Source organism: Novosphingobium rosa NBRC 15208, assembly GCF_001598555.1.
Lineage (GTDB): Bacteria > Pseudomonadota > Alphaproteobacteria > Sphingomonadales > Sphingomonadaceae > Novosphingobium > Novosphingobium rosa.
Genome location: NZ_BCZE01000023.1, coordinates 82,910 through 106,740, shown reverse-complemented (window position 1 = coordinate 106,740; position 23,831 = coordinate 82,910). Strand labels below are relative to the sequence as shown.

Annotated in this window: 17 protein-coding genes; 9 read left to right on the top strand and 8 right to left on the bottom strand. The window is 64.7% G+C overall.

All coding sequences use genetic code 11. The annotated features are described in order from the left end of the window. Nucleotides 1–7 precede the first annotated feature (7 nt). A complete protein-coding gene (locus tag SR3_RS30520) occupies nt 8–448 on the bottom strand; it encodes a GNAT family N-acetyltransferase (RefSeq protein WP_169805599.1) in 441 nt (146 codons plus the stop codon). 170 nt (nt 449–618) lie between these two features. Between SR3_RS30520 and SR3_RS09620 the strand changes: the two genes are divergently transcribed. Together SR3_RS09620 and SR3_RS09615 are read left to right on the top strand one after the other, a co-directional pair. After that, on the top strand, nt 619–2,358 hold the full coding sequence (locus SR3_RS09620) for a M61 family metallopeptidase (protein ID WP_068084416.1): 1,740 nt from the start codon (nt 619–621) through the stop codon (nt 2,356–2,358). Nucleotides 2,359–2,488: 130 nt separating this feature from the next. Beyond that, nucleotides 2,489–3,181: a response regulator transcription factor gene (locus SR3_RS09615; RefSeq protein WP_068084414.1), complete on the top strand. Its 693-nt coding sequence runs from the start codon at nt 2,489–2,491 to the stop codon at nt 3,179–3,181. 1 nt (nt 3,182) lies between these two features. Here the strand turns inward: SR3_RS09615 and SR3_RS09610 are convergent, their stop codons facing one another. The 4 genes from SR3_RS09610 to SR3_RS31235 all read right to left on the bottom strand — a co-directional run bounded on the left by SR3_RS09610 (nt 3,183) and on the right by SR3_RS31235 (nt 7,894). Beyond that, nucleotides 3,183–4,727 carry a hypothetical protein gene (locus tag SR3_RS09610; protein WP_068084410.1) on the bottom strand — a complete coding sequence of 515 codons (1,545 nt, stop codon included), beginning with the start codon at nt 4,725–4,727 and terminating at the stop codon, nt 3,183–3,185. Then, nucleotides 4,724–5,977, bottom strand: coding sequence for an ATP-grasp domain-containing protein (locus SR3_RS09605; RefSeq protein WP_068084407.1), 1,254 nt, complete (start codon nt 5,975–5,977; stop codon nt 4,724–4,726). Before SR3_RS09605 ends, SR3_RS09610 begins: the two co-directional genes overlap by 4 nt. Before the next feature lie 12 nt (nt 5,978–5,989). Then, nucleotides 5,990–7,372, bottom strand: coding sequence for a pyridoxal phosphate-dependent decarboxylase family protein (locus SR3_RS09600; RefSeq protein WP_245653846.1), 1,383 nt, complete (start codon nt 7,370–7,372; stop codon nt 5,990–5,992). Between the two features lie 165 nt (nt 7,373–7,537). Then, nucleotides 7,538–7,894, bottom strand: coding sequence for a hypothetical protein (locus tag SR3_RS31235; protein ID WP_157098747.1), 357 nt, complete (start codon nt 7,892–7,894; stop codon nt 7,538–7,540). A 103-nt stretch (nt 7,895–7,997) separates the two neighbouring features. Here SR3_RS31235 and SR3_RS09595 point away from each other — a divergent pair, with 103 nt between their 5' ends. From SR3_RS09595 to SR3_RS09575, 5 genes are all read left to right on the top strand, one after another. Beyond that, the gene (locus tag SR3_RS09595; protein WP_084455284.1) at nt 7,998–9,470 is read left to right on the top strand and encodes an efflux transporter outer membrane subunit; all 1,473 of its coding nucleotides are present in this window, start codon (nt 7,998–8,000) and stop codon (nt 9,468–9,470) included. Then, the gene (locus SR3_RS09590; protein ID WP_245653845.1) at nt 9,467–10,633 is read left to right on the top strand and encodes an efflux RND transporter periplasmic adaptor subunit; all 1,167 of its coding nucleotides are present in this window, start codon (nt 9,467–9,469) and stop codon (nt 10,631–10,633) included. The genes SR3_RS09595 and SR3_RS09590 overlap by 4 nt, the downstream gene beginning before the upstream one ends. Then, entirely contained in the window at nt 10,630–13,755 is a 3,126-nt protein-coding gene (locus SR3_RS09585; RefSeq protein WP_068084395.1) for an efflux RND transporter permease subunit, read from the top strand. Before SR3_RS09590 ends, SR3_RS09585 begins: the two co-directional genes overlap by 4 nt. A gap of 24 nt (nt 13,756–13,779) precedes the next feature. Beyond that, nucleotides 13,780–14,274 carry a hypothetical protein gene (locus SR3_RS09580; RefSeq protein WP_068084392.1) on the top strand — a complete coding sequence of 165 codons (495 nt, stop codon included), beginning with the start codon at nt 13,780–13,782 and terminating at the stop codon, nt 14,272–14,274. Nucleotides 14,275–14,443: 169 nt separating this feature from the next. After that, the gene (locus SR3_RS09575; protein WP_068084389.1) at nt 14,444–15,289 is read left to right on the top strand and encodes a protein-L-isoaspartate O-methyltransferase family protein; all 846 of its coding nucleotides are present in this window, start codon (nt 14,444–14,446) and stop codon (nt 15,287–15,289) included. Here the strand turns inward: SR3_RS09575 and SR3_RS09570 are convergent. Then, nucleotides 15,286–16,683, bottom strand: coding sequence for an ATP-binding protein (locus SR3_RS09570; protein ID WP_068084386.1), 1,398 nt, complete (start codon nt 16,681–16,683; stop codon nt 15,286–15,288). The genes SR3_RS09575 and SR3_RS09570 overlap by 4 nt on opposite strands. Then, nucleotides 16,683–17,432 carry a response regulator gene (locus SR3_RS09565; RefSeq protein ID WP_068084385.1) on the bottom strand — a complete coding sequence of 250 codons (750 nt, stop codon included), beginning with the start codon at nt 17,430–17,432 and terminating at the stop codon, nt 16,683–16,685. The genes SR3_RS09570 and SR3_RS09565 overlap by 1 nt, the downstream gene beginning before the upstream one ends. Before the next feature lie 197 nt (nt 17,433–17,629). Between SR3_RS09565 and SR3_RS09560 the strand changes: the two genes are divergently transcribed. Further along, on the top strand, nt 17,630–19,987 hold the full coding sequence (locus SR3_RS09560) for a TonB-dependent receptor (protein WP_084455280.1): 2,358 nt from the start codon (nt 17,630–17,632) through the stop codon (nt 19,985–19,987). 18 nt (nt 19,988–20,005) lie between these two features. Further along, nucleotides 20,006–20,686 carry a Fe2+-dependent dioxygenase gene (locus SR3_RS09555; protein WP_068084382.1) on the top strand — a complete coding sequence of 227 codons (681 nt, stop codon included), beginning with the start codon at nt 20,006–20,008 and terminating at the stop codon, nt 20,684–20,686. A 31-nt stretch (nt 20,687–20,717) separates the two neighbouring features. On the opposite strand, the gene SR3_RS09550 is transcribed toward SR3_RS09555, so the two are convergent. Next, nucleotides 20,718–23,756, bottom strand: a complete 3,039-nt coding sequence (locus SR3_RS09550) for an efflux RND transporter permease subunit (RefSeq protein ID WP_068084378.1) — start codon at nt 23,754–23,756, stop codon at nt 20,718–20,720. Between the last annotated feature and the right edge of the window lie 75 nt (nt 23,757–23,831).

Genomic DNA, 23,831 nt, shown 5'->3' with positions numbered 1-23,831 from the left:
ATAGCGGCTATCGTGCCCATCCGAAGCAGCGGACAGGCGCTCCTGTAATCGGGTGCGCTGCATCCTCTAAAACTCGAAGACCATGGCGCTGATAGAAGCGGTGCCCGGCTGCATTGGTCAGGGGTGTGCGCAGCGTGAAGCCCGTCGCAAGCTGCCGCTTGGCTTCATCGAGCAGCGCAGCACCAACGCCCTGGCGTTGCGCGTCTGGCGCAACGAAAAGCTGATCAAGAATGCGTCGCTCAGGGAAAGTCGCGAGTAGCCCGACGATATGGCCGTCCACCACGGCGACGTTCAAGCACCAGCCACTTTCGATGCTCCTGAGAATCCGGTCAGGCAAAGTGCTTGGGTCATCAAGGGCGGGGGCGCCTCCATCCATCGCGCTGGCGCTTTCATGCCAAATGGCAGCGATGGTCTCGTATTCGTTGGGCCGAGCTGGTCTGATTTCCATGTTCATCTCAATGATGGGCAGCGGTCAGGTATCTTGTGACGCCCGAGCGGCTTCACCAGCGGTTAGCATATCGGAGCCCATCCTATGTATCGTTCTGATAGGCGGACGGTGGTCTTTTATAGGCGTGCCTATAGCGGACCAAGGAGGGTTCGATCTGCTCAACAGATTGAATGACGCTGCAACATCACTACAGTGGCCCCATGCGCGCCGTCATCCTCGGATTTACCCTCTTGGTGCCTGGCGCTGCCTCCCCCAAGGTTCATCCCGAACCCTTGCACTATACGCTCGCCCCTGAAATGTCGGGCGATACGGTGGCCGCTTTGCGTGTGTCAGTGCAGTTTCAGGCCGAACCCTCTGGAACAACCGACATGGGCTGGGACGAAGGCTGGGCGGGCGAAAACAAGCTTTGGCAATGGGCGCGGGATTTCAAAGTCGCTGGCGCCAGTGCGGTCGAGGTCGCTGGCAACGGCCATTGGCATATCAAGGCGGCTCCAGGCGCAAAATTGACCGCAACCTATCGGATCGTCTCTGGCTATGACCATGATCCCCGTGTCGAAGACAGCGAGCAGCCCCGGCCAGTCATCCGGCCACGTTGGTTCTATGCCGCCGGGAATGCGCTTTTCGCCTATCCCGCCCATCGTGAGAATGCGCCCGCGACCTTCGACTGGGTGAACACGCCGGGCGTGGGCTTTGCCTCGGATCTGGAGCATCTGGCAGGGCAAGCGCGCAAAGCGCTGCGCCCCGGCACGGTTGCGGATGTGCTGGAGAGCATCGTGATCGGTGGCCAGGACCTGCGCGTCTTCCCCGCAACCGACGGATCGGGTGTCAGGGTCGCCAGTGTCGGCAGCTACGCTTTCACCCCGGAGCAGATGAACAACCTGACCCGCCGTGTCATCGATGTCGAGCGTAGCTTCTGGAAAGCTGACCGTCGCGCGCCATTTCTGGTGACCACAGCGCCCATCACCAGCACGCCAACCCTCACCGGCTTCAGTGGAACCGGGCGCGGCGATGCCTTCGCGCTGTGGATCGATGAACGCACGCCGCTTGATCGCACGGCATGGCTGCTTGCCCATGAGTATTTTCACACTTGGAACCCCGCCCTGCTGGGCAGCATGTCGCAAGATCGAGCGGCCCGCCCGGAGCAATATTGGTTCAGCGAGGGTTTCACGGATTACTACGCCCGCGCCCTGATGGTGCGCTCCGGGATCATCTCTCCGGCACAATTCGCCGCTGAATGGAACGAGATGCTGGCCTCCTATGCCGGATCGCCGGTCAAAACCATGCCCGGCAAACAGGCTGCCGCCACGTTTTGGAACAGCGATGCGGCGCAGAAACTGCCTTATCAACGCGGCGCCATGCTTGCCGCGATGTGGAACAGGCGCTTGCTGGCGGCGAGCAAGGGAGCCAGCAATCTCGATACGATCCTGGTAAGCCAGATGAGGCTGGCCCGCACAGCCCCCGGTGCGGCAACATCGCTGTTCCGCTCACTGGCACAGCGCCGTGGCCTAAACGTTGGCCCGGACGAGGAGCGCTTTCTGGCCCGGGGGCAGCCAATCCTGCTTCCTGCAAACACATTCGGGCCCTGCGCCACGGTCGTTACCGCGCAACGCCCATCCTTCTCCCGTGGTTTCGATACCGAGGCCACGGCGGCCTCCGGCAATCTCGCCCGAGGCGTCGATCCATCGCTGCCCGCCTATGCCGCTGGCCTGCGCGATGGCATGAAAATTCTTGCCCACATCGAGGGCGAGCCGGATAATGCCCTCATTCCGTATGTTCTGTTGGTCGAAGATCACGGCGCGCAACGCAAGATCCGATATTTGCCGCAGGGTCATGGCCAAACGGTGGTTCAAGAGCTTCAGGTCAGGGAGGCGACCACACCGATATGCAGCCGCACTTTAGGGGGCTTATGAGGCGTTGTAACCGCCCCGGGAGACAGGTTTTGCTCCATCGGATCGTTCGGCTCGAGCCTGATGGCCTGGAAAGGTGAACGTCGATGAAAGGAAAATCGACCATGATTGTTCATGGATATGGGCGTAACCCGTGCGCCTGCTGATTGTTGAGGATGATGAGCGCTCGGCCGCCTATCTGCTGCGCGGCCTGAAGGAAAGCGGCCATATCGTCGACCGGGCGGAGGATGGCGACACCGGGCTGGTGCTGGCCGGAGAGGGCATCTACGATCTCGTCATCCTCGACCGCCGCCTGCCCGGGCAGGATGGACTATCGTTGGTGCGCCAGCTGCGCGCTCAGGGGCATGATCTGCCGGTGCTGATGCTCAGCGCCCAAGGCGGTGCGCTGGACCGGGCCGAAGGGCTACGTGCGGGATGCGATGACTATCTGGCCAAGCCCTATGCGTTTGTCGAACTGCTGGCCCGGATCGAGGCGCTGGGCCGCCGGATCGAACACCGCCCGTCCGCCGCGACGATGATGGTGCGCGACCTTCACTTCACGCCGGACAGCCGCCTGGCGCGGCGCGGCGCGGTCGAGGTGACGCTCCAGCCCAAGGAGGCGCTGCTGCTGGCCTATCTGATGCGGCACGCCGGGCAGGTGGTGACGCGCTCCATGCTGATCGAAGCGGCGTGGGACTATGATTTTGATCCGGGCGATGCGATCATAGACCGCCATATCCACCGCCTGCGCCGCAAGATCGATCCCGATCCGGTCAGGCCGCTGATCCGCACGATCCATGGGGTGGGCTATTGCCTTGACGAGGCAGGTCACGCCGAAGGGGCATAGATCAGGCAGATTGTCGCGCAGATTGTCTCAAGGGCGCTGCATCGCTCACCATCCGGGCAGCCTGCGCGGCGCCATCGAGAGCCAGCATGGCGTTATCCACCAAAGCGTTCAACCCGCCCGCTTTGCCGCAGGCCTCCACGATCATCGGGGCGCTCAGGCTCAGGCGCAGCGCCGAGACAGGCAGCCCACCCCTGCTTCCGCAGACCACTGGCTGACCCAGCCGAATGCTTCGGCCAGCCACGCTTCCGGCAGCCAGATGCTCGTAGGCAAGGCGTGTTTCATCGCGATCCAGATATCCGATCGGTCTCCCGGCCGCGTCCCGGCGCAGCAGCAGGAAGGGGAAAATCGTGGGCGTCGTGTCGATTTCGCGCCCATGATGCTCCGAACCATACAAGGCGCCGCGATCGAGCGGGCGGGTTTCGAGGGGCTCGAAGGCACTGTCCCGCGCCAATCGGCGCTCGACCGCCGCCGCAAAACTATGGATGGCATGAGCAGCTTCATCGCAGCCAGACTCCTGCAGCTGTTCCCATTCAAACAAGGCCGCCTGCCATCGCAGCAGCAAGCCCGGATTGGCGCGGGGCGGCACATGGGCCCGCATGCTCCATCCCTCAGGCACATCGTCCTGACCAACATAGGCGCCAAGCACGACGGGCGGAGCCGAGGCCGACAGCCGCCGCGCAACAGCGGGCGGACACAGCAAGGCGCCACTGAAAACCGGCCCTCCCATAAATTTGGACCCGGTGATGGCGACCATCATCTCTCGCGCCAGATAGGCCCGGATCGTTTCGGGCGATATCCGCAGCTGGCAGGCATCGACCATGATCCATAACCGGTCGCCATAGCGAGCCTTGAGACGGAAGACGGCGCCAAGACCGGGCGCAATCAATCCGGTCTTGGTCACATCGCCGATCACCAGCAGACAATCCCGTCCGGCCCGGATCGCGGCGCCGATCATGGCTTCAAGCTGCCGTTCAATGTCCATGTTGGCGATGAGGGCTCCCGCACCATCGCGCACGGCAAGCGCCAGGTTCTGATGCACCGCGCCGAGAGGCATGTCTTTTGCCACGGCGGAGCCATCGGATGCCCGGTCCCGGAAATGCCGCCCTGCCGAGGCGGTGGCCACACCGCTTCCCGTTTCACTGCCTTCCAGCGTGATGGTCAGCAAAGAGGCTGACACACCTGCCACCATAACGGCCGCCAACAGATGGAGATCGGTGCCCGAGGCGGAAAACATGATATCGGCCTGCGCCTTCCGGCTCCCCAGACCCAGCAAGGCCTGCAGCCTGCTGCGCAGCCCGGCGATCTCGGCCCGATAGGTCGCCAGCTCTCCGTCACGCTGGATCCGTTCCATCAAAGCCGCATGCGACGATGCCAGCCTCTGATAGGCATGCGATGAAATGGACGAGGCGGTGGAGGAGCCCATGGCGAGATCGTCTGGTCGCGGCGCCGGCCCATGGCCATAGGGGTTGAGCCCGCTGACCGGATGGAGCGCCAGACGATCGTCGCCGCCGCTGGTGAGCAGCGCATGGAAATCGGTGTTGCTCATGCCGCCAGTCCCGCGACAGAACCCCGCTTACGCTCCGCCGCAGCCATGAAGGCGCCAAAAAGCCGCTGCATTGCCCGCGCCTTGTAGGGGAAGGTCGCGTGGTCATCCATGTCATGCACGATCATCGCCACATCGAGTTCGAAGACCAGCAGTCGCCCGTCGGGCAGTTCGGCGCAATCGAGGCCGAAATAATCGAGGCCGATATGGCGGTTGAGCGCCGCGAAGGCAGCGGCGTGCCGCTGTGCGAAATCGCTGTCGAAATGCTCCATCCATGCCGCCTCGACGGCGCGCTTGCCGGTATCCTCAGCCATGCCCGCGCTCAGATAATGCACCATCCAGTGATCGGAGAGCGCCATATGGCCCGGATAGGGCTTGCCGTCGATCAGCACGATGCGCTGCTTGTTGAACAGGCCGTCCGCCCCGCGATAATCGATAAAGGGCGCGATGTAAAAGCGATCCCCCTGCTCGGCGGCGAGATAGGCATGCAGCGCCGACGCATTCGCGATCCGCTCCATGCCATGCCCGGCATGCGTGCCGACCGGGCGGATGATGAGGGGGAAGCTCTCCAGCGGCAGATAGTCGCCAAGCCGGGCCTCTCCCGCCGCAATGGCCAGCAGCGCCCGGCGATCGAGCCGATGGGTCTCGGGCGCGAGGATCGCTGGCTCGTCGGCGAGCATCGCGCTCACCCCGTCGCGCGTCAGCCCCCCGATCAGGCCCGGATCGCGGTTCATCATCGGCCTGCCATAGCGCGGCAGCAACTGCGCCATGCGGGCAAGCACCGGGCCATGGTCATTGCCCTCGCCGATGGCGAAAAAGGCGATGTCGTGATCCGGCAGATCGTCCAGATCCGGCGTGTCGCCATCGACATAATGCAGCAGCAGCACGGCGTTCGACCCGTTCAGCAGAAAGTCGATCGGCGTGTTGGCCATGAAATCGCCGGCGGTCACCAGCGCCAGAATGCGCAGGCCCGAACCGTCGCCATGCACCACCGTGTAATCCTTCCGCAGGCCGATCGCCTGATCCATCATCAGCCGGGCGTCACGGCTGCGGCTCAGGCTCTGCAGGATGATCGCCATATCCATCAGCGCCGCCGCGTCCGCCTCATCCTCCGCCAGCCGGTCCAGGCGTTGCTGCCACAGCGCCGCGAAGGATTGCTGGCGATAGGCCATGGGCAGGATGCGGTGCAGCCCGAGAATGCGGCTTTTTTCATCGATGGCATGGGGCCGCGTGGCGGTGATGGCGATGGGCATGATGGCGGGTCCTTACCCGGTAGGCGTGTCATCGGCGCCGAAGGCGAGCACGCCCTCGATGAGCCGGTCGACATCCGCGATGGTGGAACGGTGGTTGACGAAAGCAGCGCGGATCGCGGGCTTGCCATGGATCATGGTCAGCGAAGGCGCGACAAGGCCCTGCGCATGCAGCTTCTCGACGATGCGGCGGTTGATCTCGCCATCGCCGCTCTGCCCGCCCGGCGCATAGCCGAAGCAGACGATGTTGAGCGCCACCGGGGCCAGCAACGCCAGATCGGGATGCGCGGCGATGCCCTGCTCCAACCTGCGGGCCAGATCGCAATTGGCCTCCATCGCCCGCCCCAGCGCCTTGAGGCCATAGGTCTTGAGCGTGAACCAGGTCTTGAGCGCGCGAAAGCCGCGCGACAGATCGGGCCCCATGTCGCAAGGCCACCAGTCCCCCGCCGCCAGACCGCTGGAGGCGCGGGTGAGATAGGCCGCCTGCGAGGCGAAAGCCGCCCTCTGCCAGCCGCCGTCGCGCACCAGCAAGAAACCGGCGTCGTAAGGCACGCTGCCCCATTTGTGGAAATCGAAGGCGATGCTGTCGCTGCCCTCGATGCCCGCCAGCAGCGGGGCCAGTCGGTCGCTGAAGATGCCCGGCGCCGCCAGCGCGCCATCGACATGGAAATGCAGCGCCTCGTCTCGCGCCAGCGCGCCAAGCGCGGCCAGGTCGTCGATTGCGCCGGTGTTGACCGTGCCCGCCGTGCCCACCACCATAAACGGCGTGAAGCCAGCGGCGCGGTCGCGTGCGATCTGGCAACGCAGGGCTTCGACGTCGATCTGGCCCAGCGCATTGGCCGCGATGCGCCGCAGGGCATCGGTGCCAAGCCCGGCCATGTCGAAAGCGCGCGGAACGCAGCCATGCACGTCACATGAGGCATAAGCGACAAGTCCGGGCGCTCCGGCGAGGCCCTGCTCCCTCACCGCAGGGCCGCAACGACGCAGGCGAGCCAGCAAGGTGGCGATGAAATTGGCCTGCGACGCACCGGTGAGAAACAGGCCATCGGCGCTCTGCGGATAGCCGAAACCCTCGCGCATCCAAGCCACGACCTGCCGCTCGACCTCGATCGGCATATGGTCGCGCCCGCCCAGATTGGCGTTGAGCCCGCCCGCCAGCATCTCGGCCAGCATGCCGACCGCGCTGCCGCCGCCCTGCACCCAGCCCATGAAGCCGGGATGAATGTTGCCGCCATGGAAGGGCAGGACCGCTTCCCTGAAATGGTCATGAACATCGCCAAGATCGGTGGGATCGAGGGGGAGCGGGCATCGCATGGTCGCGCGGATCGCTTGCGGCGCCTGCTGCCAGACCGGGCCGTGCCTCACATGTTCGAGATGATCGAACATATCGTCAAGCATGCGATGCCCCTGCGCGCGGATCGCCGACCAATCCGCAGGGTCCAGGCTCGTGCTCCCTTGCGCATGATCCGAACGAGAGCGTTCCATCACGCTGTCACAGGTGAAGTCTGCATCAATATTGTCACGAAGTGCGCGCAAAATTGTTCATCCCGATCAAGGTCGAAATCAATATTTCTCAATATCGCCCAATGTTGCGAATAATTGATATTTCCGAGCAATATTTCGCCAGAATGATCGGAAATTGAGGTTAACGATATATGAAATACGTCCTCCGGAAACCTCGCCCGCGATCAACGGCTCGATCAAAAATCCTTCAATTTCCGGGCTTTCGAAGCCATGTTGGAAGAACATTATCTTTTGCCAATTCACATTGATTTTATTCAATTTTTGACAATAATTCTCGGAAAGAGAGTGGGGCATGGCCCCCAAACCTCCCTCCCGCGATGGAAAGCCGAAAGCCCCTGCCCCCCTATGCCCGGACAGGATCAAGGCTTGTTGCGCCTTCCACGCAGATGCAGTCATCGACATCCATCGGCAGTCGTTTCAGGAGAATCGAAAGCATTCCTGAACTCGATTTCATCTTTGCGCGAAACGGCGGCCATCCCGCCAGTCCTAGTCAAGCGCTGTGCAGATTCGATGCCCCTCGCCCAGACTGGCCTTTGCGGCTCACGTCCCGCCAAGCCTTGCGCTGGCCACGACGCTTGCGTTGAGCCTGTGCGGCTGCTCGCTGGCCCCGGCCTACCACCCGCCATCCCTGCCCAGCCCTGATGGATGGAACAGCCCGGCGCTCTCCACCCCGTCGTCATCCATTCGCCCAACCACCGTGCGTGCCGAATGGTGGAAGCATTTCTCAAGTTCACAGCTCGACCGGCTGATGGCGAAAGCGCTGACCGACAGCCTCACCCTGCAGGCCGCCGCCGCACGGGTTCAGCAGGCCGAGGGACAAGCGCGGATCGCGGGCGCACCTCTGGTTCCGTCCCTCTCGCTGTCCGGCGTCACCAAGCTTTCAACCCAGTCTGTCGGTCGCTCCAGCCGCGAAGTGCTGGCGCAGGCAAGCTATGAGCTGGATTTTTGGGGCAAGAACCGGAATGCCGCCGCTTCGGCCAAGGCGCTGGTGGAAGCCAGCGACTTCGACGCCGACACCGTTGCCATGACCCTCTCTGCCTCGGTGGCCAATGGCTATTTCACCCTGCTCTCACTTGACGAGCGCATTGCCCTTGCCCGCGAAGCAGCGCGGGCCGCCCGGCGACAGCGCGACCTGATCGAGACCCAGCGCAGCTATGGAGCTGCCACCGACCTTCAACTTCATCAGCAGGAAGCCGCGCTGGCAACCTATCTGGCCGCCGTTCCGGCACTGACCCAGCAGCGGGCTGCGGCCTTTCATGCGCTGGCCGTGCTATGCGGCCAGACGCCCGAGCAGTTCAGGCTGGACAGCGCCGAGAGTCTGGCAGCAATAACCGAGCCCACGATCCGCCCCGACATGCCCGCCGATCTGCTGGCCTTGCGCCCGGATATTCAGGCCGCCGAAGCCCGCCTGCGCTCGGCAAATTTTGACATCGGCGTGGCGCGGGCCGCCTTCTTCCCAAGTCTGATCCTCTCGCCCTCGGGCGGCATCGATGCGGCCAGCACCAGCAAACTTTTCCCGCCCGCCGCGCTGGGCAGTCTGGGCGGCAGTCTGCTGGCGCCGCTGTTTCAGGGCGGAGCCTTGTCGGGCCAGCTCAAGGTGAACCGCGCGCGCAAGCTCGAACTGGTTGCCACCTACCGCCAGACAGTGCTGACCGCCTATCAGGATGTCGAGGATATGCTCAGCGCCCTGGCCCAGCTGCGCGATCAGGAGGCTTTGCAGGCTACCGCCGTCAAGGCCGCTGGTCAGGCCGCCACGCTGGCCGAGCAGCAATACCGCCTCGGCGGCGCCGACGAGCTGACCGTGCTGACCACCCGGCAGAGCCTCTATCAGGCGCAGGACAGTCTGGCCCAGATCCACCTCCAGCAGCTTGAGGCCAGTGTTGGCCTCTGCCGGGCGCTGGGTGGCGGCTTCGGTCTGTCCGACAGGACACCACGGCCAATACCTTCTCTTTCAGATGGATCAAATCCTTGAGCACCAACTCTCATGGGCCGCAGCAGCGCCTGTCCGCACCATGGAAAATGGCCAGTCTCGGCGCGTTGGCCGTAGCTATGGCGACGGGAACATTGCTCTATCATGGCCACGCCACCAAGGCGGCCGCAGCGGCTTCCTCCACCGCCATGCCGGTGGCCACCGGCATGGTGACGCGGCGGGATATGCCGGTTTGGCTGACGGGCGTGGGCAGCGTGGCGCCGATCAATGTCGTCGATGTAAAGGCCCGGGCCGATGGCCAGCTGGCCCGCCTGTTCTTTGCCGAGGGCGACGAGGTGAAGGCCGGGCAGCTGTTGGCCCAAATCGATCCGCGCCCCTATCAGGCCGCGCTGATGCAGGCGCAGGCCATGCAGGCGAAAGATAGCGCCCAGTTCGGCAATGCCCGGCGCGATGCCACCCGCACGGCGGCGCTGGCGCAGGCCGGGGCCGGCACCATGCAAACCGCCGATGCCGCGCAGGCGCAGGCCGCCACGCTCAAGGCCACCGTCGCAGCGGATACCGCCGCCGTGCGCGCCGCGCGGCTCAATCTGGATTTTGCCAGCGTGCGCGCGCCGGTGGCGGGCCGCGTGGGGCTCAGGCAGGTCACGCTGGGGAGCATGGTGCATGCCAGTGACACCACCGGCCTTGTCACCGTGACGCAAATGGCCCCGATCTCGGTGATCTTTTCCCTGCCTCAGGACGCGCTGGGGCAAGTGCTGGCCGGGCAGAAGCATGGCGTGCTGCCGGTGGCCGTCTATGCGCGTGACGGCAGCGGGCATCTGGCCGACGGGCAGCTGGCCTTTGTCGCCAATGCGGTCGATCAGACCAACGGGCAGTTCCAGTTGCGCGCGCTCTTCACCAACACCAAGCGTGAGCTGTGGCCGGGCACATTCGTGCAGGCCCGCGTGCTGGTGCGCACCGACAGGCAGGCAATGGTGGTGCCGGACACGGCGGTGCAGACCGGTGAGACCGGCAGCTTCGTCTATGTGCTGGCCGCCGATGGCACCGCCAACCCGCGCAAGGTGACCACCGGCCCCAGCATGGAGGGTTTTACCGAAATCGCCAGCGGGCTGAAGGTGGGCGAAACCGTGGTGACCGGCGGCCAGATGCGCCTGTCCCCTGGCGCCAAAACCACGGCGCGGCCTGCCGGGGGGGCGCATTCGTGAACCTCTCCAGCCCCTTTATCTACCGCCGCATCGGCACCTGCCTGCTGGCCATCGGCGTCATTCTGGTGGGTCTGGTGGCGTACCGTTCGCTGCCGATCTCCTCCATGCCGCAGGTGGAATATCCCACCATCTCGGTCTCGGCCAGCCTGCCGGGCGCCAGTGCCGACACGATGGCGACCGCTGTGGCGACGCCGCTCGAAAGGATGCTGACCAACATCCCGGGCGTGACACAGATGACCTCCTCCAGCTCGCTGGGGCAGACGCAGATCACCCTGCAGTTCGACCTGACGCGCGACATCAACGGCGCGGCGGTGGATGTGCAGACCGAAATCAATGCCGCGGCGGGCCTGCTGCCCAAGAACATGCCCAACCCGCCCACCTATCACAAGGTGAACCCGGCGGGCGTCTCGATCATCTCGCTGGCGCTCACCTCCGACACGCTGCCACTGACCGAGGTGGACCGTTACGCGGAAAACAACATCGCCCAGCCGATTTCCCAGCTTTCGGGCGTGGGGCTGGTGGATTACCATGGGCAGCTGCGGCCCGCCGTGCGCGTGCGGGTCGAACCCGACCGCCTTGCCGCGCTGAACCTGTCGCTTGAGGATGTGCGCAGCATCATCAGCGCTTCCACCGTCAATGCGCCCAAGGGCACGCTGAACGGGCCCAATCAGGCGATCGTGCTGGCCACCACCGACCAGCTGATGAACGCCGCCGCCTATCGCAATGTGGTGGTTGCCACCCGCAATGGCGCGCCGATCCGCCTCTCCGATGTGGCCACGGTGGAAAACGCGCCCGAGGATGTGCGGCAGGCTGCCTGGTTTCAGGGCAAGCGCGCGGTGATCATCGATGTGGCGCAGAGCCCGGGCTCCAACGTCATGTCCACCTTGCAGGGCATCAAGGACAAGCTGCCCGCGCTGGCCGCCGCTCTGCCGCCCTCGGTGCATCTGGATATCGTGGCTGACCGCACACAGACCATCAAGGCCTCGGTCAACGATGTGCAGATCACGCTGATGATCACCATCGCGCTGGTGGTGATGGTCATTCTGGTCTTCCTGCGCAATCTGTGGGCCACGCTGATCCCCAGCCTGACCATTCCGCTCTCGCTGATCGCCACCTTCGCGGTGATGTATGCGCTGGGCTACAGCCTCGACAATCTCTCGCTGATGGGGCTGACCATCGCGGTGGGCTTTGTGGTCGACGATGCCATCGTGGTGATCGAGAACATCATGCGCCATATCGAGGAGGGCAAGACCCCGCTGGAGGCCGCGCTGCTCGGCTCGCGCGAGGTGGGTTTCACCATCCTGTCGATGACGATCTCGCTGATCGCGGTGTTCATTCCCATTCTGGCGATGGGGGGCCTGATCGGCCGCATCTTCCGCGAATTCGCGGTGACGATCACCGTGGCGCTGATCGCCTCGGGCATTGTCTCGCTCACGGTCACGCCAATGCTCTGCGGCTGGCTAATCCGCGACGAACACAAGGCCGAACATGGTCGTTTCTACCGCTGGTCCGAGCATGTCTTCACCCGCATGACGCAAGGCTATGAGCATCTGCTCAATCTGGCGCTGAGCCGGCAGAGGCTGACCCTGCTCAGCTTTATGGCCACGCTGGTGGTGACGGTGGGGCTCTATGTGGCGCTGCCCAAGGGGTTCTTCCCGCAGGTCGATACCAGCTTCGTGCTGGGCACGGTGCGCGGCGCCCCCGACATCTCCTTCGATGCGATTTCAGAGCGGGTGAATGCCGCCGCGCGCATCGCCATGAAGGACCCGGGCGTGGATACGGTGGACTATTGGGTCGGCCCCAACCCGACGATGAGCGATGCGCGCATCATCCTCAACCTCAAGCCGCTGGACCAGCGCAAGGACAATGCCGACACGATCCTCAGCCGGATCGGCAAGCAGATCTCCGGTCTGCAGGGAGTGATTTCGGGCATGCAGGTGCGGCAGGATATCCAGATCGGTGCGCGCCCGGGGCTGGCGCAATATCAGTACACGCTTCAGGATGGCGATGTGGCCGAGCTGTACCGCTGGGCCACGATCCTCCAGACCAAATTCGGCCAGTTGCCGCAGCTGCAGAATGTCTCCTCCGACAAGCAGGCTTCGGCCACCAGCCTGACGCTGGAGATCGACCGCATGACCGCCTCGCGTCTCGGCGTCCATGCGCAGGACATCGACAACACGCTCTACGACGCTTTCGGCCAGCGGCAGGTGGCGACGATCTTCGATCCGCTGAGCCAATATTACGTGATCGAGGAGGTTGCGCCACGCGATCAGATGGCTGCCGAAGCCCTGTCGCATCTCTATGTGCGCTCCAGCGACACGCAGGCGCTGATCCCGCTCAGCCTGCTGGTGCATGTGAAACAGGGCGTGGCGCCGGTGACCATCGCGCATCAGGGCCTGTTCCCCGCCGTGACGCTCTCCTTCAATCTGGCGCCCGGCGTGGCGCTGGGCGATGCGGTGATCGCGATCCAGAATGCCGAGCGGGCCGCCGGCATGCCCGCCACGGTGAAGGGCACCTTTCAGGGCGCGGCGCAGGCTTTTCAGGCCTCGCTCAGCACGCTGCCGCTGCTGATCCTGGCAGCGGTGATCACGATCTACATCGTGCTGGGCGTGCTGTATGAAAGCGCGATCCATCCGCTCACGATCCTTTCCACCTTGCCCTCGGCCGGGCTGGGGGCGCTGCTGGCGCTGATGCTGTGGGGCAAGGATCTCTCGATCATGGGGATCATCGGCATTCTGCTGCTGATCGGCATCGTCAAGAAAAACGCGATCATGATGATCGACTTCGCCCTGCATGCCGAGCGCGAGCGCGGCCTGTCATCTTACGAGGCGATCCACGAAGCCTGCCTGCTGCGCTTCCGCCCGATCCTGATGACCACGCTGGCCGCGCTGCTGGGCGCGGTGCCGCTGGCCATCGGCTCGGGCGCGGGGTCTGAACTGCGCCAGCCGCTGGGCATCGCTATCGTGGGCGGGCTGATCGTCTCGCAGATCCTTACGCTGTTCACCACGCCGGTGATCTTCCTGCAGTTCGAACGCCTGCGTGGCGTGCTGTCCAGAGCGCGCGAGGCATGGCGCCGCCGGCGCAGCGAGAAGGCGTCCGAAGCGCTTCACAACCTTCCCTGAGCTTTTGATCGCAAGGAGTTGCTTATGATGCCAATCCGATATGCCCGCCTCCTCGCCTCCGCCCTGTTGCTGCCGGTGATGGTGGGCGGCGGCGTGCAGCATGCCGCCGCGCAGACCGCCCCCGCAGCCGCCCCGGCGCAGAAGCTGGTTGATGAGGTGGTGGCGGAAAACCCCGAACTGCTAGACGTGCTGCTGCATGTCACCCCGCCCGGAGAAAGCCGCAACATCGTGATCGCCGCCCATCTGCCCAAGGATCTGGGCGAAATATCAGGTGATGACGATCTGGGCGTGGCCCGTACCGGCAAGCCGCTGGTCGAGGTGCAGAAGGATGGCGTGCGGATCGGCGTGCTGCTGCAACTGCGCGATGCACAGCATCACCCCATCGGCGCGATCGGCATCATGTCGCGCTGGAAGCAGGGTGACAGCCAGAAGACCGCGCTGGCCCGCGCCATCGATATTCGCGATCTGATGGCGCAGCGGATCAGCTCTCTGCCAGCGCTGTTTTCCGCAGCGCGCTAGTCGTCTGCAAGATGATCCCATCCAATACGCATAACGATCGCTGATTGCTGTCAACCTAAATTCTTGCCAACAATTGATAAAATATCGCCATTTTTCTTTAAAATAACAACATCCAATGTAATTTCTCTCGATCAGCATAGCTGATCGAAGAGGTCTGAAAAAAAATTCAATGGGATATCTTGCGGAAGCCATTGCCGTGGCGCGCCGGACGCGTCCCAAAGGCGCGATGCCGGTTGATCTGTGGGATGAAAAAACCCTGATGGAATGGCTGATCAGCGCCCCTCAGGCATGGGGCGAACAGCGCAAACAGATGATCGCCGCCATCCGCGCGCGCCTGCTGGCCATGAAGACGATCTCCCCACAGGCAATCGAGCGCACCATGGCGGCCATGGCAAAGGTGCCGCGCGAATGCTTCATGCCTGAGCCGATCGAGGATCTGGCCTATTTGCCCATGGTGCATGGCATCGGACTGGAGCAGACCATCTCCCATCCCGAAATCGTGGCCCTGCTGGCCGCTGCCGGTGATCCTCGGGGCGGAAGCGTGCTGGATGTCGGCACAGGATCGGGCTATCAGGCGGCGGTGATGGCCGGGATGGCGAGGCATGTCATCTCCATGGAGATCATCGGGGATCATGCGTGCCTCGCCGGGGACCGCCTGAAGACGCTGGGTTACACCAACATAGAGGTCCTCACCGGCGATGCCGGTGCGACGGGCCGCTTCGCCCCTGAAACCTTCGACGCCATCGTGGTTGCCGCCGGTGCGGCCACCATTCCCCACGGGTTGCAGGCGGCCCTGAAAGTGGGTGGCAGGCTGGTGATGCCTGTCGGCCCGTCTCAGGATCAGGAGCATATGATCCTGCTCGAACGCCTTGCCCCGGACACCTATCGACAGACCGTCCTGCGCCCGGTCCGATTTGTCCCTCTGACCGGGGAAGGAATGCGCCAGCCCCCTGGTGCCCCAGCCACGGAGGCACAGGAACAGGCCGCGACGCTGATGGAAAAACCCGAACTCTAATCCCCGGGGCGCCGACGCAGGACCACGCTGGCCTTCAGGCCGCCGTCCGGCCTGTTCTCCAACCTCACCGTGCCGCCATGGGCGAGCGCCACGGTGCGCACGATGCTGAGGCCAAGCCCCACGCCGCCCGAGGCGGGATTTCTCGACCCTTCAAGCCTGACAAAAGGTTCGAAGACCTGCTCCAGCTGGCCCGGGGGAATGCCGGGGCCGCGATCAAGCACCGCGATGTTCAGCGCATTCCGGCTGTCTTCCACGATGATCTGCGCAGACCCCGCATAACGCAGCGCATTCTCGGCAAGGTTCTGAAAGCACCGGCGCAGACTATGAGCGAAGCCCCATAAAGGCGCGCTCACCTCACCGGTCAGCGTGATATCCCCGCCCTGTTCCCGCAGATTTTCGACCAGCTCCCGCAGCATCGTGCCGATTTCGACCGGCGCCGCCTCCATCTCTCCCTCCACGCCCTGCACAAAGACCAGCGTGGCATTGACCAGCACCTCCATCTCGGCCAGATCCTTGCGAAACTTCTCCCGCAAATCCTCCTGCCGCAGCAGTTCGGTGCGCAGCCGCAGCCGCGTGATGGGCGAGCGCAGATCATGCGACACCGCCGCCAAAAAGCGCGAACGCTCCTTCATCGCTTCCACCAGCCGCTGCTGCATGCGGTTGAAGGCCTCCGCCGCCTGCCGCACCTCCACCGGGCCATCGATGCCCAAAGGCGGATGGTTGAGATTGCCGCCCAGCGCCTCGGCGGCGCGCGCCATGCGGCCCAGCGGCTTCATCGCCAGCCGCACCGCCAGCAGGGCGATGCCGATCACGATCAGCATCCGGATCAGATAGATCCGCAACAGATAGTCGCCGATGGTCTTGAAACAGTGCTGCCCGCCGCCATTCTCTCCCTCCAGCGCGTCGACGCGCAGCCAATGCGGCCAGCTCGGCAGGCGGGCATAGATCGTGTAGCGCACGGACAGCGTGCGCGCGCAGAGCAGGGTCAGCGTATGGCTGCCCCTGCCATTGTCGTCGAGCAGATCGGCCCTGGTGACCCGCACCTCCACCGCATGCCCGACCTGATTGCGCACGACATCCTGCACCAGATCCTGCGTGGCGGGCGCCACGCCCGGCATGGGGGAAGGCAGAAAGCGCACCAGCACCGGATCGAAAGAAGGCGTGCGCAGCATGGCCAGCAGGCGATCGGCGGGCGGCGCATCCGGGCGGCCCATCAGCCGCAGCATATCGGCCACCCGGGCGGCCACGATCTGCCCCGGCACCTCCATCAGCTCGCCATGGCGGCGGTCGAGCCAGATCGTGCTGGTCAAGGCCTGCGCCGCGAAGAGGCCCAGCACCAGAATGCACGCCATCCGGCTGGAGAGAGAGCGCGGCCACCAGACCAGCCGCCGCATCAGGCCTCAACCATCACATCGACCGACAGGGCATAGCCACCATTGCGCACGGTGCGGATGATCGAGGGGTTGCGGGCGTCCTCCTCCAGCATCTGGCGCAGGCGGCTGATGCACACATCCACCGCGCGGTCGAGCGGTCCACGTTCACGCCCATAGACCTGAAGGTTGATGTAATCGCGGCTGAGCGTGCGATGCGGATGGCGCAGCAGCAGCCGCAGGGCGAGATAATCCGATCCGCCCAGCGCCGTCACGCCGCCATCCCGCGCGTGCAGCTGTCGCAACCGCGTGTCGAGCCGCCAGCCGGCAAAGCGCAGCGATGCGACGTCCTCCACGCGCGCCTCGGGCGGGAACAGCATGGTGCGGCGCAGGACCACCTTGATGCGCGCCAGCAGCTCGCGCGGATCGCAGGGTTTCACCAGATAATCATCCGCGCCCATTTCGAGCCCGACGATGCGGTCGATCAGCGCGCCGCGCGCGGTCAGCATGATGACGGGGATCGCCATGCGCTCGCCCAGCGCGCGGCACAGCGCCAGCCCATCCGTCCCCGGCAGCATCAGATCCAGGATGATGAGATCGGGGCGAAAACTGTCCAGCACCTGCCACATCGCCTCGCCATGTTCGGCGGAGCGGGTCTCCATCCCGGCGTCGTCGAGATATTCGCAGAGAAGATCGCGAATCTCCGCATCGTCATCGACGATCAGAATCCTGTTGCGCTCATCCTTCTGCAATGATGCCGCGGCGAATGTCATGCAAACATCCCCATGCCGTCTTGGGCATGATCCGGTGCCGATTGTAATGGAATGTAAGGAACAGGCCCTTCATGACATTTCATTGCAAAACAGTTTCTTCCGATACAATTCACTGGCCCTGCCTCGATTTCCATTTGATCGCCTCATGCTATGCGCCCGGCATATGCGAATGCTTCGCAATATGAAAGGGGCGATACATGGCAAAGACAGATGCGGGATCGGAGACAAGCGCCGGCGTGGTCCGCAAGGTCGGCACGACGCGGCTGCTGCCGGCGGGGCTCCTGCTCGCGCTGGGCACGCAAGCTCATGCGCAAAAGGCGGACCATCCCGTTTCGCTGGGTGGCATCACGGTCGAGGGTGAGGCCATCAACCCCTACAAGGCCGACACGGTGCAATCCCCCAAGCTTTCGCAGCCTTTGCTCGACACGCCGCAGAGCATCAGCGTGGTCACCGAAGAGGCGCTGCATGAGCAGAATGCGCTGAACCTGCAGGATGTGCTGAAGAATGTGGCGGGCATCACCTTCACCTCGGGCGAGGGCAATCTGGGCTGGGGCGATTTCTTCACGATCCGCGGCTTTTCCTCGGAAACCAGCATCACCGTCGATGGCGTGCGCGATGGCGGCATGTCCAGCCGCACAGACATCTTCAACCTCGCCCAGGCCGAGGTCTACAAGGGCACGGGGTCGGTGGAATCGGGCGTGGCGGCCACGGGCGGCAGCGTCAATCTGGTGAGCAAGGAAGCGGGGCTGGAGAATTTCGCCCGCGCCTCGCTGGGGCTGGGCAGCCAGAACTACAAGCGCGCCACCATGGATGTGAACCACAAGCTGGGCGAAACCACCGCGCTGCGCATCAATCTGATGGCGCATCACAATGATGTCGCCCGGCGCGATCAGGTCAACTATGAACGCTATGGCATCGGCGCCTCGCTGGCCACGGGGCTTGGCACCGGCGACCGCTTCTATCTCGACCTGCTGCATCAGCGCGATCATAATGTGCCCGACACCGGCCTGCCGATCCAGCGCGGCACTGGCGGCCAGCGCATGCCCAATGTGCCGGAAAACGCCTGGTATGGCGCGACAGGCATCTATGCGCAGAACACCCAGATCGATTCCGTCACCGCCCGTTACGAGCATGATTTTTCAGCCAGCGCCCGCCTGCGCAGCCAGTTCCGTTACGAGCGTTCGGACAATTGGGGCACCTATTCCCCCGCGCGCTTCAACGCCGCCAACGCCAATGGCGCGCAGACCTGCACCGGCACGCGCTGCGCTACGCTGGGCTATGTCGCCTCGGGCGGCTTGACCAGCATCGCGGGCATCAACAGCTACACCGCTTATGCCAACACCACGAACCAGCAGTATGGCACCCTGCGCGGCAATGATTTCGGCACCTCCAAACGCTATGAGATCCTCGACAATCAGACCGATGTGAAGGCCAGCTTCCACACCGGCGCCCTCAAGCACGATCTGACGGCGGGCTTCGAACTTTATCGCGAGTTCTACGGCGATCATCAACGCACTACGCTGACCCCCGCCACCGCCATGTGGTTCGATCTGGCCGCCCCCTCCACCAGCTTTGCCGCCACCACCACGGTGAAGGGCGCGGGCAGCGTGCGCGCCCATGTCGACAGCGTGGGCGCCTATATGAACGACACGATCGCGCTGGGCGACAAATGGCAGTTGCAGACCGCCCTGCGCTTCGACCGCTGGACCGCCGTGTCATCCGGCGCCAGCCGCACCGATGTGGCGCTGAGTGGGCGCGCCGGGCTGGTCTACAAGCCGGTGAAGACGGGCGCGGTCTATGTCTCCTTCAGCCAGGCCTCGGAACCTTCGGCGGTGGGGCTCACCACCAACAACACCATCTATGGCACCGCCGCCACCGCCGCGCTGCAACCGGCGACATCGCGGACCTATGAGCTGGGCAGCAAGTGGGATCTGCTGGGCGGCGCGCTGAATCTGACCGGCGCGATCTTCCGCACCGAACTCTCCGACAGCTGGGAGTATGGCGACAGCGACACCTCCCCGGTGCGCGCCCTGCCCGCCAAGCGCGTCGATGGCTTCGAGCTGGAAGCCCATGGCGAGATCACCAGGCGCTGGTCGGTGATCGCCAGCCTGTCACGCCTGAAGAGCCGCATCACCAAGGGCGTCAACAAGGGCGTGGAAGCCGCCAATGTGCCCGACTGGGGCGGCAGCCTGTGGACCTCCTACAAGATCACGCCCAAATTCGAGGTCAGCTATGGCGCGCAATATGTCGGCAAACGGCGTTTCACCAACTTCCGCTATGTTGGCGGGCAAAACAACAATGCCAGCTATGCCTCGGGGCCATCGGGCGTCTATGCGGTCTATACGCTGGATCAGGAAAAGGCCCCAGCCTACTTCGTGCAGAACATCGCGGCGCGCTGGAAGCTGCGTGACTATGCCTCGCTCAACCTCAATGTCGCCAATCTGACCAACCGCTTCTACTGGTCGCGCATCGGCTCCTCGCTCGACGGGTTCCAGATCTATGGCATCCCCGGCGCGGGCCGCACCGTGACAGGCAGCCTCGACCTTTCCTTCTAATCCTCAGGACCAGACCTCATGCTTCTCGAAATCCCCGATGTGTTCACGCGTGACGAGGCCGCCGCGATGCATGAGGCCCTGCTCCACGCCGACTGGCTGGACGGCAAGGTGACGGCGGGCGCGCAATCCGCCAAGGCCAAGCGCAACCGCCAATTGGCCGAGAGCCATCCGCTGGCCCGCAAGCTGGGCCAGCGGATTCTCGACAGGCTGGCCACCAACGCCGTGTTCATGGCCGCCGCCCTGCCCGAGAAGATCTACCCGCCGCTGTTCAATTCCTACGAGCCCGGCCACGACTTCGGCGATCATATCGACAATGCCATCCGCCCCATCAACGGCACGCGTGAGCGGGTGCGCACCGATCTCTCCGCCACGCTCTTCCTCGCCGAGCCCGACAGCTATGACGGCGGCGAGCTGGTGATGCGCACCGGCTTCGGCACGCAGGCGGTGAAGCTGGCGGCGGGATCGCTGCTGCTCTATCCCGGCACCAGCATCCACCGCGTCGAGCCTGTCGCGAGTGGGCGGCGTATCGCCTCCTTCTTCTGGGTGCAGAGCCTGATCCGCGACGATGGCCAGCGCGAGACGCTGCTGGACCTCGATATGGCGATCCAGCGCCTGACCCAGACCGGCGCCGAGCAGAATGCGCTGATCCAGCTGACCGGCGTCTATCACAATCTGCTGCGGCGCTGGGCGGATCTGTAAGGGCCGGAAGCCAAAACCCCCGGCCCCACCATTAGACTTCGCGCGGCAACGTCAGCCGCACCAGCACCGGCATGGCCACCAGCACCAGCGGGAACTGCAGCAGCAGGCCCCCGATGATGGCAATCGCCAGCGGTTGCTGAATGCCCGAACCCTGCCCGATCGCCAGCGCCAGCGGCATCAGCGTCAGGATCGCGGTCAACGTGGTCATGGTGATCGGCCTCAGACGGTTGCGGCTGGCTTCACGGGTGGCCTCCCGCGCGGGCATGTGATGGGCCAGCTCCTCGAATTCCGAGACATAGAAGATCGCCATTTCCGTCCCGATGCCGATGATCATCGTCATGCCCATCAGCGCCGTGATGTTGAGGTCCACCCCCGTCAGCCACAGCGCGGTGAAGACCGCCGTGGTGGAGAGCAGCGAACAGCCGATGATGATCACCGGCAGCCAGAAGCGCCGATAGAGCAGCAACAGCAGGATGAACTCCGCCACCAGCGCCGCGCCGAAAACGCGGGTCAGGCCGGCAAAGGCGATCTGCTGCTGCTGATAGAGCCCGCCCAGCTCATAGCGCACGCCGGGCGCCAGCACGCCGGGGGCATCCAGCGCCTTGGTCACATCGGCAATGGCCGCGCCCATGCCGCGCCCCTGAATGCGGCCCGTCACCGCCACCATAGGCTCCAGATTCTCGCGGCTGAGCTGCGGTTGCCCGGTCACGCGGTGCAGCGTCGCTACGCGCGAGAGCGGGAAGACATGCCCGTCGGGCGCGCGGATCGGCAGGTGAGACAGCCCCTCTTCCGACATCTGCATGGCGCCGGGCAGGCGCACCCGCACATCCACCGCCTTGGTCGGCTGCGGCAGCGAGGTGGCGATCGTGCCTCCCAGACTGCCGGTCAGCGCCGCCTCGACATCGCCGGGCGTCACGCCTTCCAGCCCCGCGCGCACCGGATCGACCTGCACATCCAGCGCGTCACCGGCCAGACGGACCCCGTCCTTCACCTCGACCACGCCGTCGATCTTGCCGATCAGCGCCGCCACCTTGAGCGCCTGCGGCTTGAGCAGGCTGTTGTCGGCGGAATAGAGCTTGATCTCGATGGGCTGAGGCACGGCGGTGAGATCGCCGATCAGATCCTCCATCAGCTGCGCCGTCTCAACCTGCACGCCGGGGACTTTCGCCCCCACATCGGCTGCGACCCTGGCGGCCAGCTCCTCGGTCGGCGTGCTGTGATCGGCTTTCAGCCGCACGAAATAGTCGCCGTGATAGCTCTGCCCCAGATCCCCGCCCAGACCGGTGCCAAGGCGGCGTGAGAAGGTCTCCACCTCCGGATTGGCGCGCAACATGGCGTCGATCTGGCCGACCACGCGCGACGTTTCCTCAAGCGAGGTGCCCGGCGGCGTGAAATAATCCATGATGAAGCCGCCTTCATCCACCTTGGGCATGAAGCCGGTCGGCACCTGCGCATAGCCGATATAGCCCACCACCAGCAGCGGCACCGCCGCCGCCGCCAGCAGCCACGGGCGGGCCATCAGGCGGTCGAGCAGGCCTTCGTGCCGCCGCGCCAGCATGCCCTCGCCCGGCTTGCCCGGATCGCGCCATGTGCCGAAATCGACCAGCCGGCGCGCCAGCAGCGGCACGACAAAAGCCGTCATCGCCCATGATAGCGCCAAAGCCGCGGCCATGGTGACCGAGAGCGCCTTGGAAAAGGCGCCCGTTACGCCGGTGAGGAAAGAGAGCGGCAGGAAGACGATCAGCGTCGCCATGCTCGATCCCGTCAGCGGCATCAGGAACTCGCGAGCCGCCGGGATCACCGCATCATTGCCCAACGGCTGGCCATCGGCGCCCTCGCCTCCGGCGCGGCGCGCGATATGCTCCACCATCACGATCACATCGTCGATCAGCAGACCGACCGCCGCCGCGATCCCGCCCAGCGTCATGATGTTGAAGCTCATCCCCAGCATCGAGAGCACCAGCACCGTGGCGGCCAGCGTGGCGGGCACGGCGATGACGGCGATCAAGGTCACCCGCCAGCTGCGCAGGAAGAACAGCAGCACCAGCGCCGCCAGCACCAGCCCGATCATCACCGCATCGCGCACGCTGGAGACCGATTGCGTGACCAGCTCGCTCTGATCGTACCAGTTGACCAGCTTGACGCCGGGCGGCAGCTTGAAGCCCGCCAGCTTGGCGGCGGTGGTCTGCGCGATCTTCACCGCATTGCCATCGGGCTGCTCATAAATGTTGAACAGCACGGCGGGGCGGCCATCCTCGACGATGCGCTGCCACTGCGGCATCACCCCATCCTGCACCGTGGCCACATCGCGCACCCGCACCACGCCCGAAGCATCGGACATCAGCACGATGTTGCCGACGTCAGCCGCATTGACCGCCATGCGGTCGGCGATCACCAGCGACAGGCGCCCGCGATCCTGAATCTGGCCCGAGGACGACAGCACATTGCCGTTGCGGATCGCCGTCACCAGATCGCTGATCGCCAGATTGTGGTCGGCAAGGCGATAGGGATCGGCCAGCACCTGCACCTCGGCCGTCTCGCCGCCCTGCACGCCCACGCGCGCCAGCCCGGAAATGCCCGAAAGCAGCGGGGTGATCTGATATTTGGCGATATCCTGCAGCGCCACCGGATTGGCCGTGTCGGAGACCAGCGCATAGGAGATGATCGGGAAGACCGTGGGGTCCATCCGCCGCACATTGTAGACCGTGCCCGGCGGCAGCGAGGGCAAGGTGCGCGAGAGCGCCGCATCGACCAGCAGCGTGCTGGCGACCATGTCGCGCCCCCAGCCAAAGTCGATCGAGACCTGCGCCGAGCCGCGCGTCGATTCCGAACGCACATTGTTGACGCCGGGAATGGCGCGAATGGCATCCTCGATGGGGCGCGTCACCAGCAGGGCGGTCTGGTCGGCGGGGCGGCTGCCGGAATCGACATCAACCACCACGCGCGGGAAGGACACCTGCGGGAACAGCCCGATGGGCAGCGACATGGCGGCCACGATGCCCGCCAGCGCCAGAGCCAGCGCGATGAAGACCAGCGCGCGCGACTGGCTGGCCATGAATTTTGCAAGCATGGTCTCAGCCTCCTGTCCGCACGGCATCATTGTCACGATGCCCGGGCTGAACGCTGGCCGCATGCCTGTGCGCCC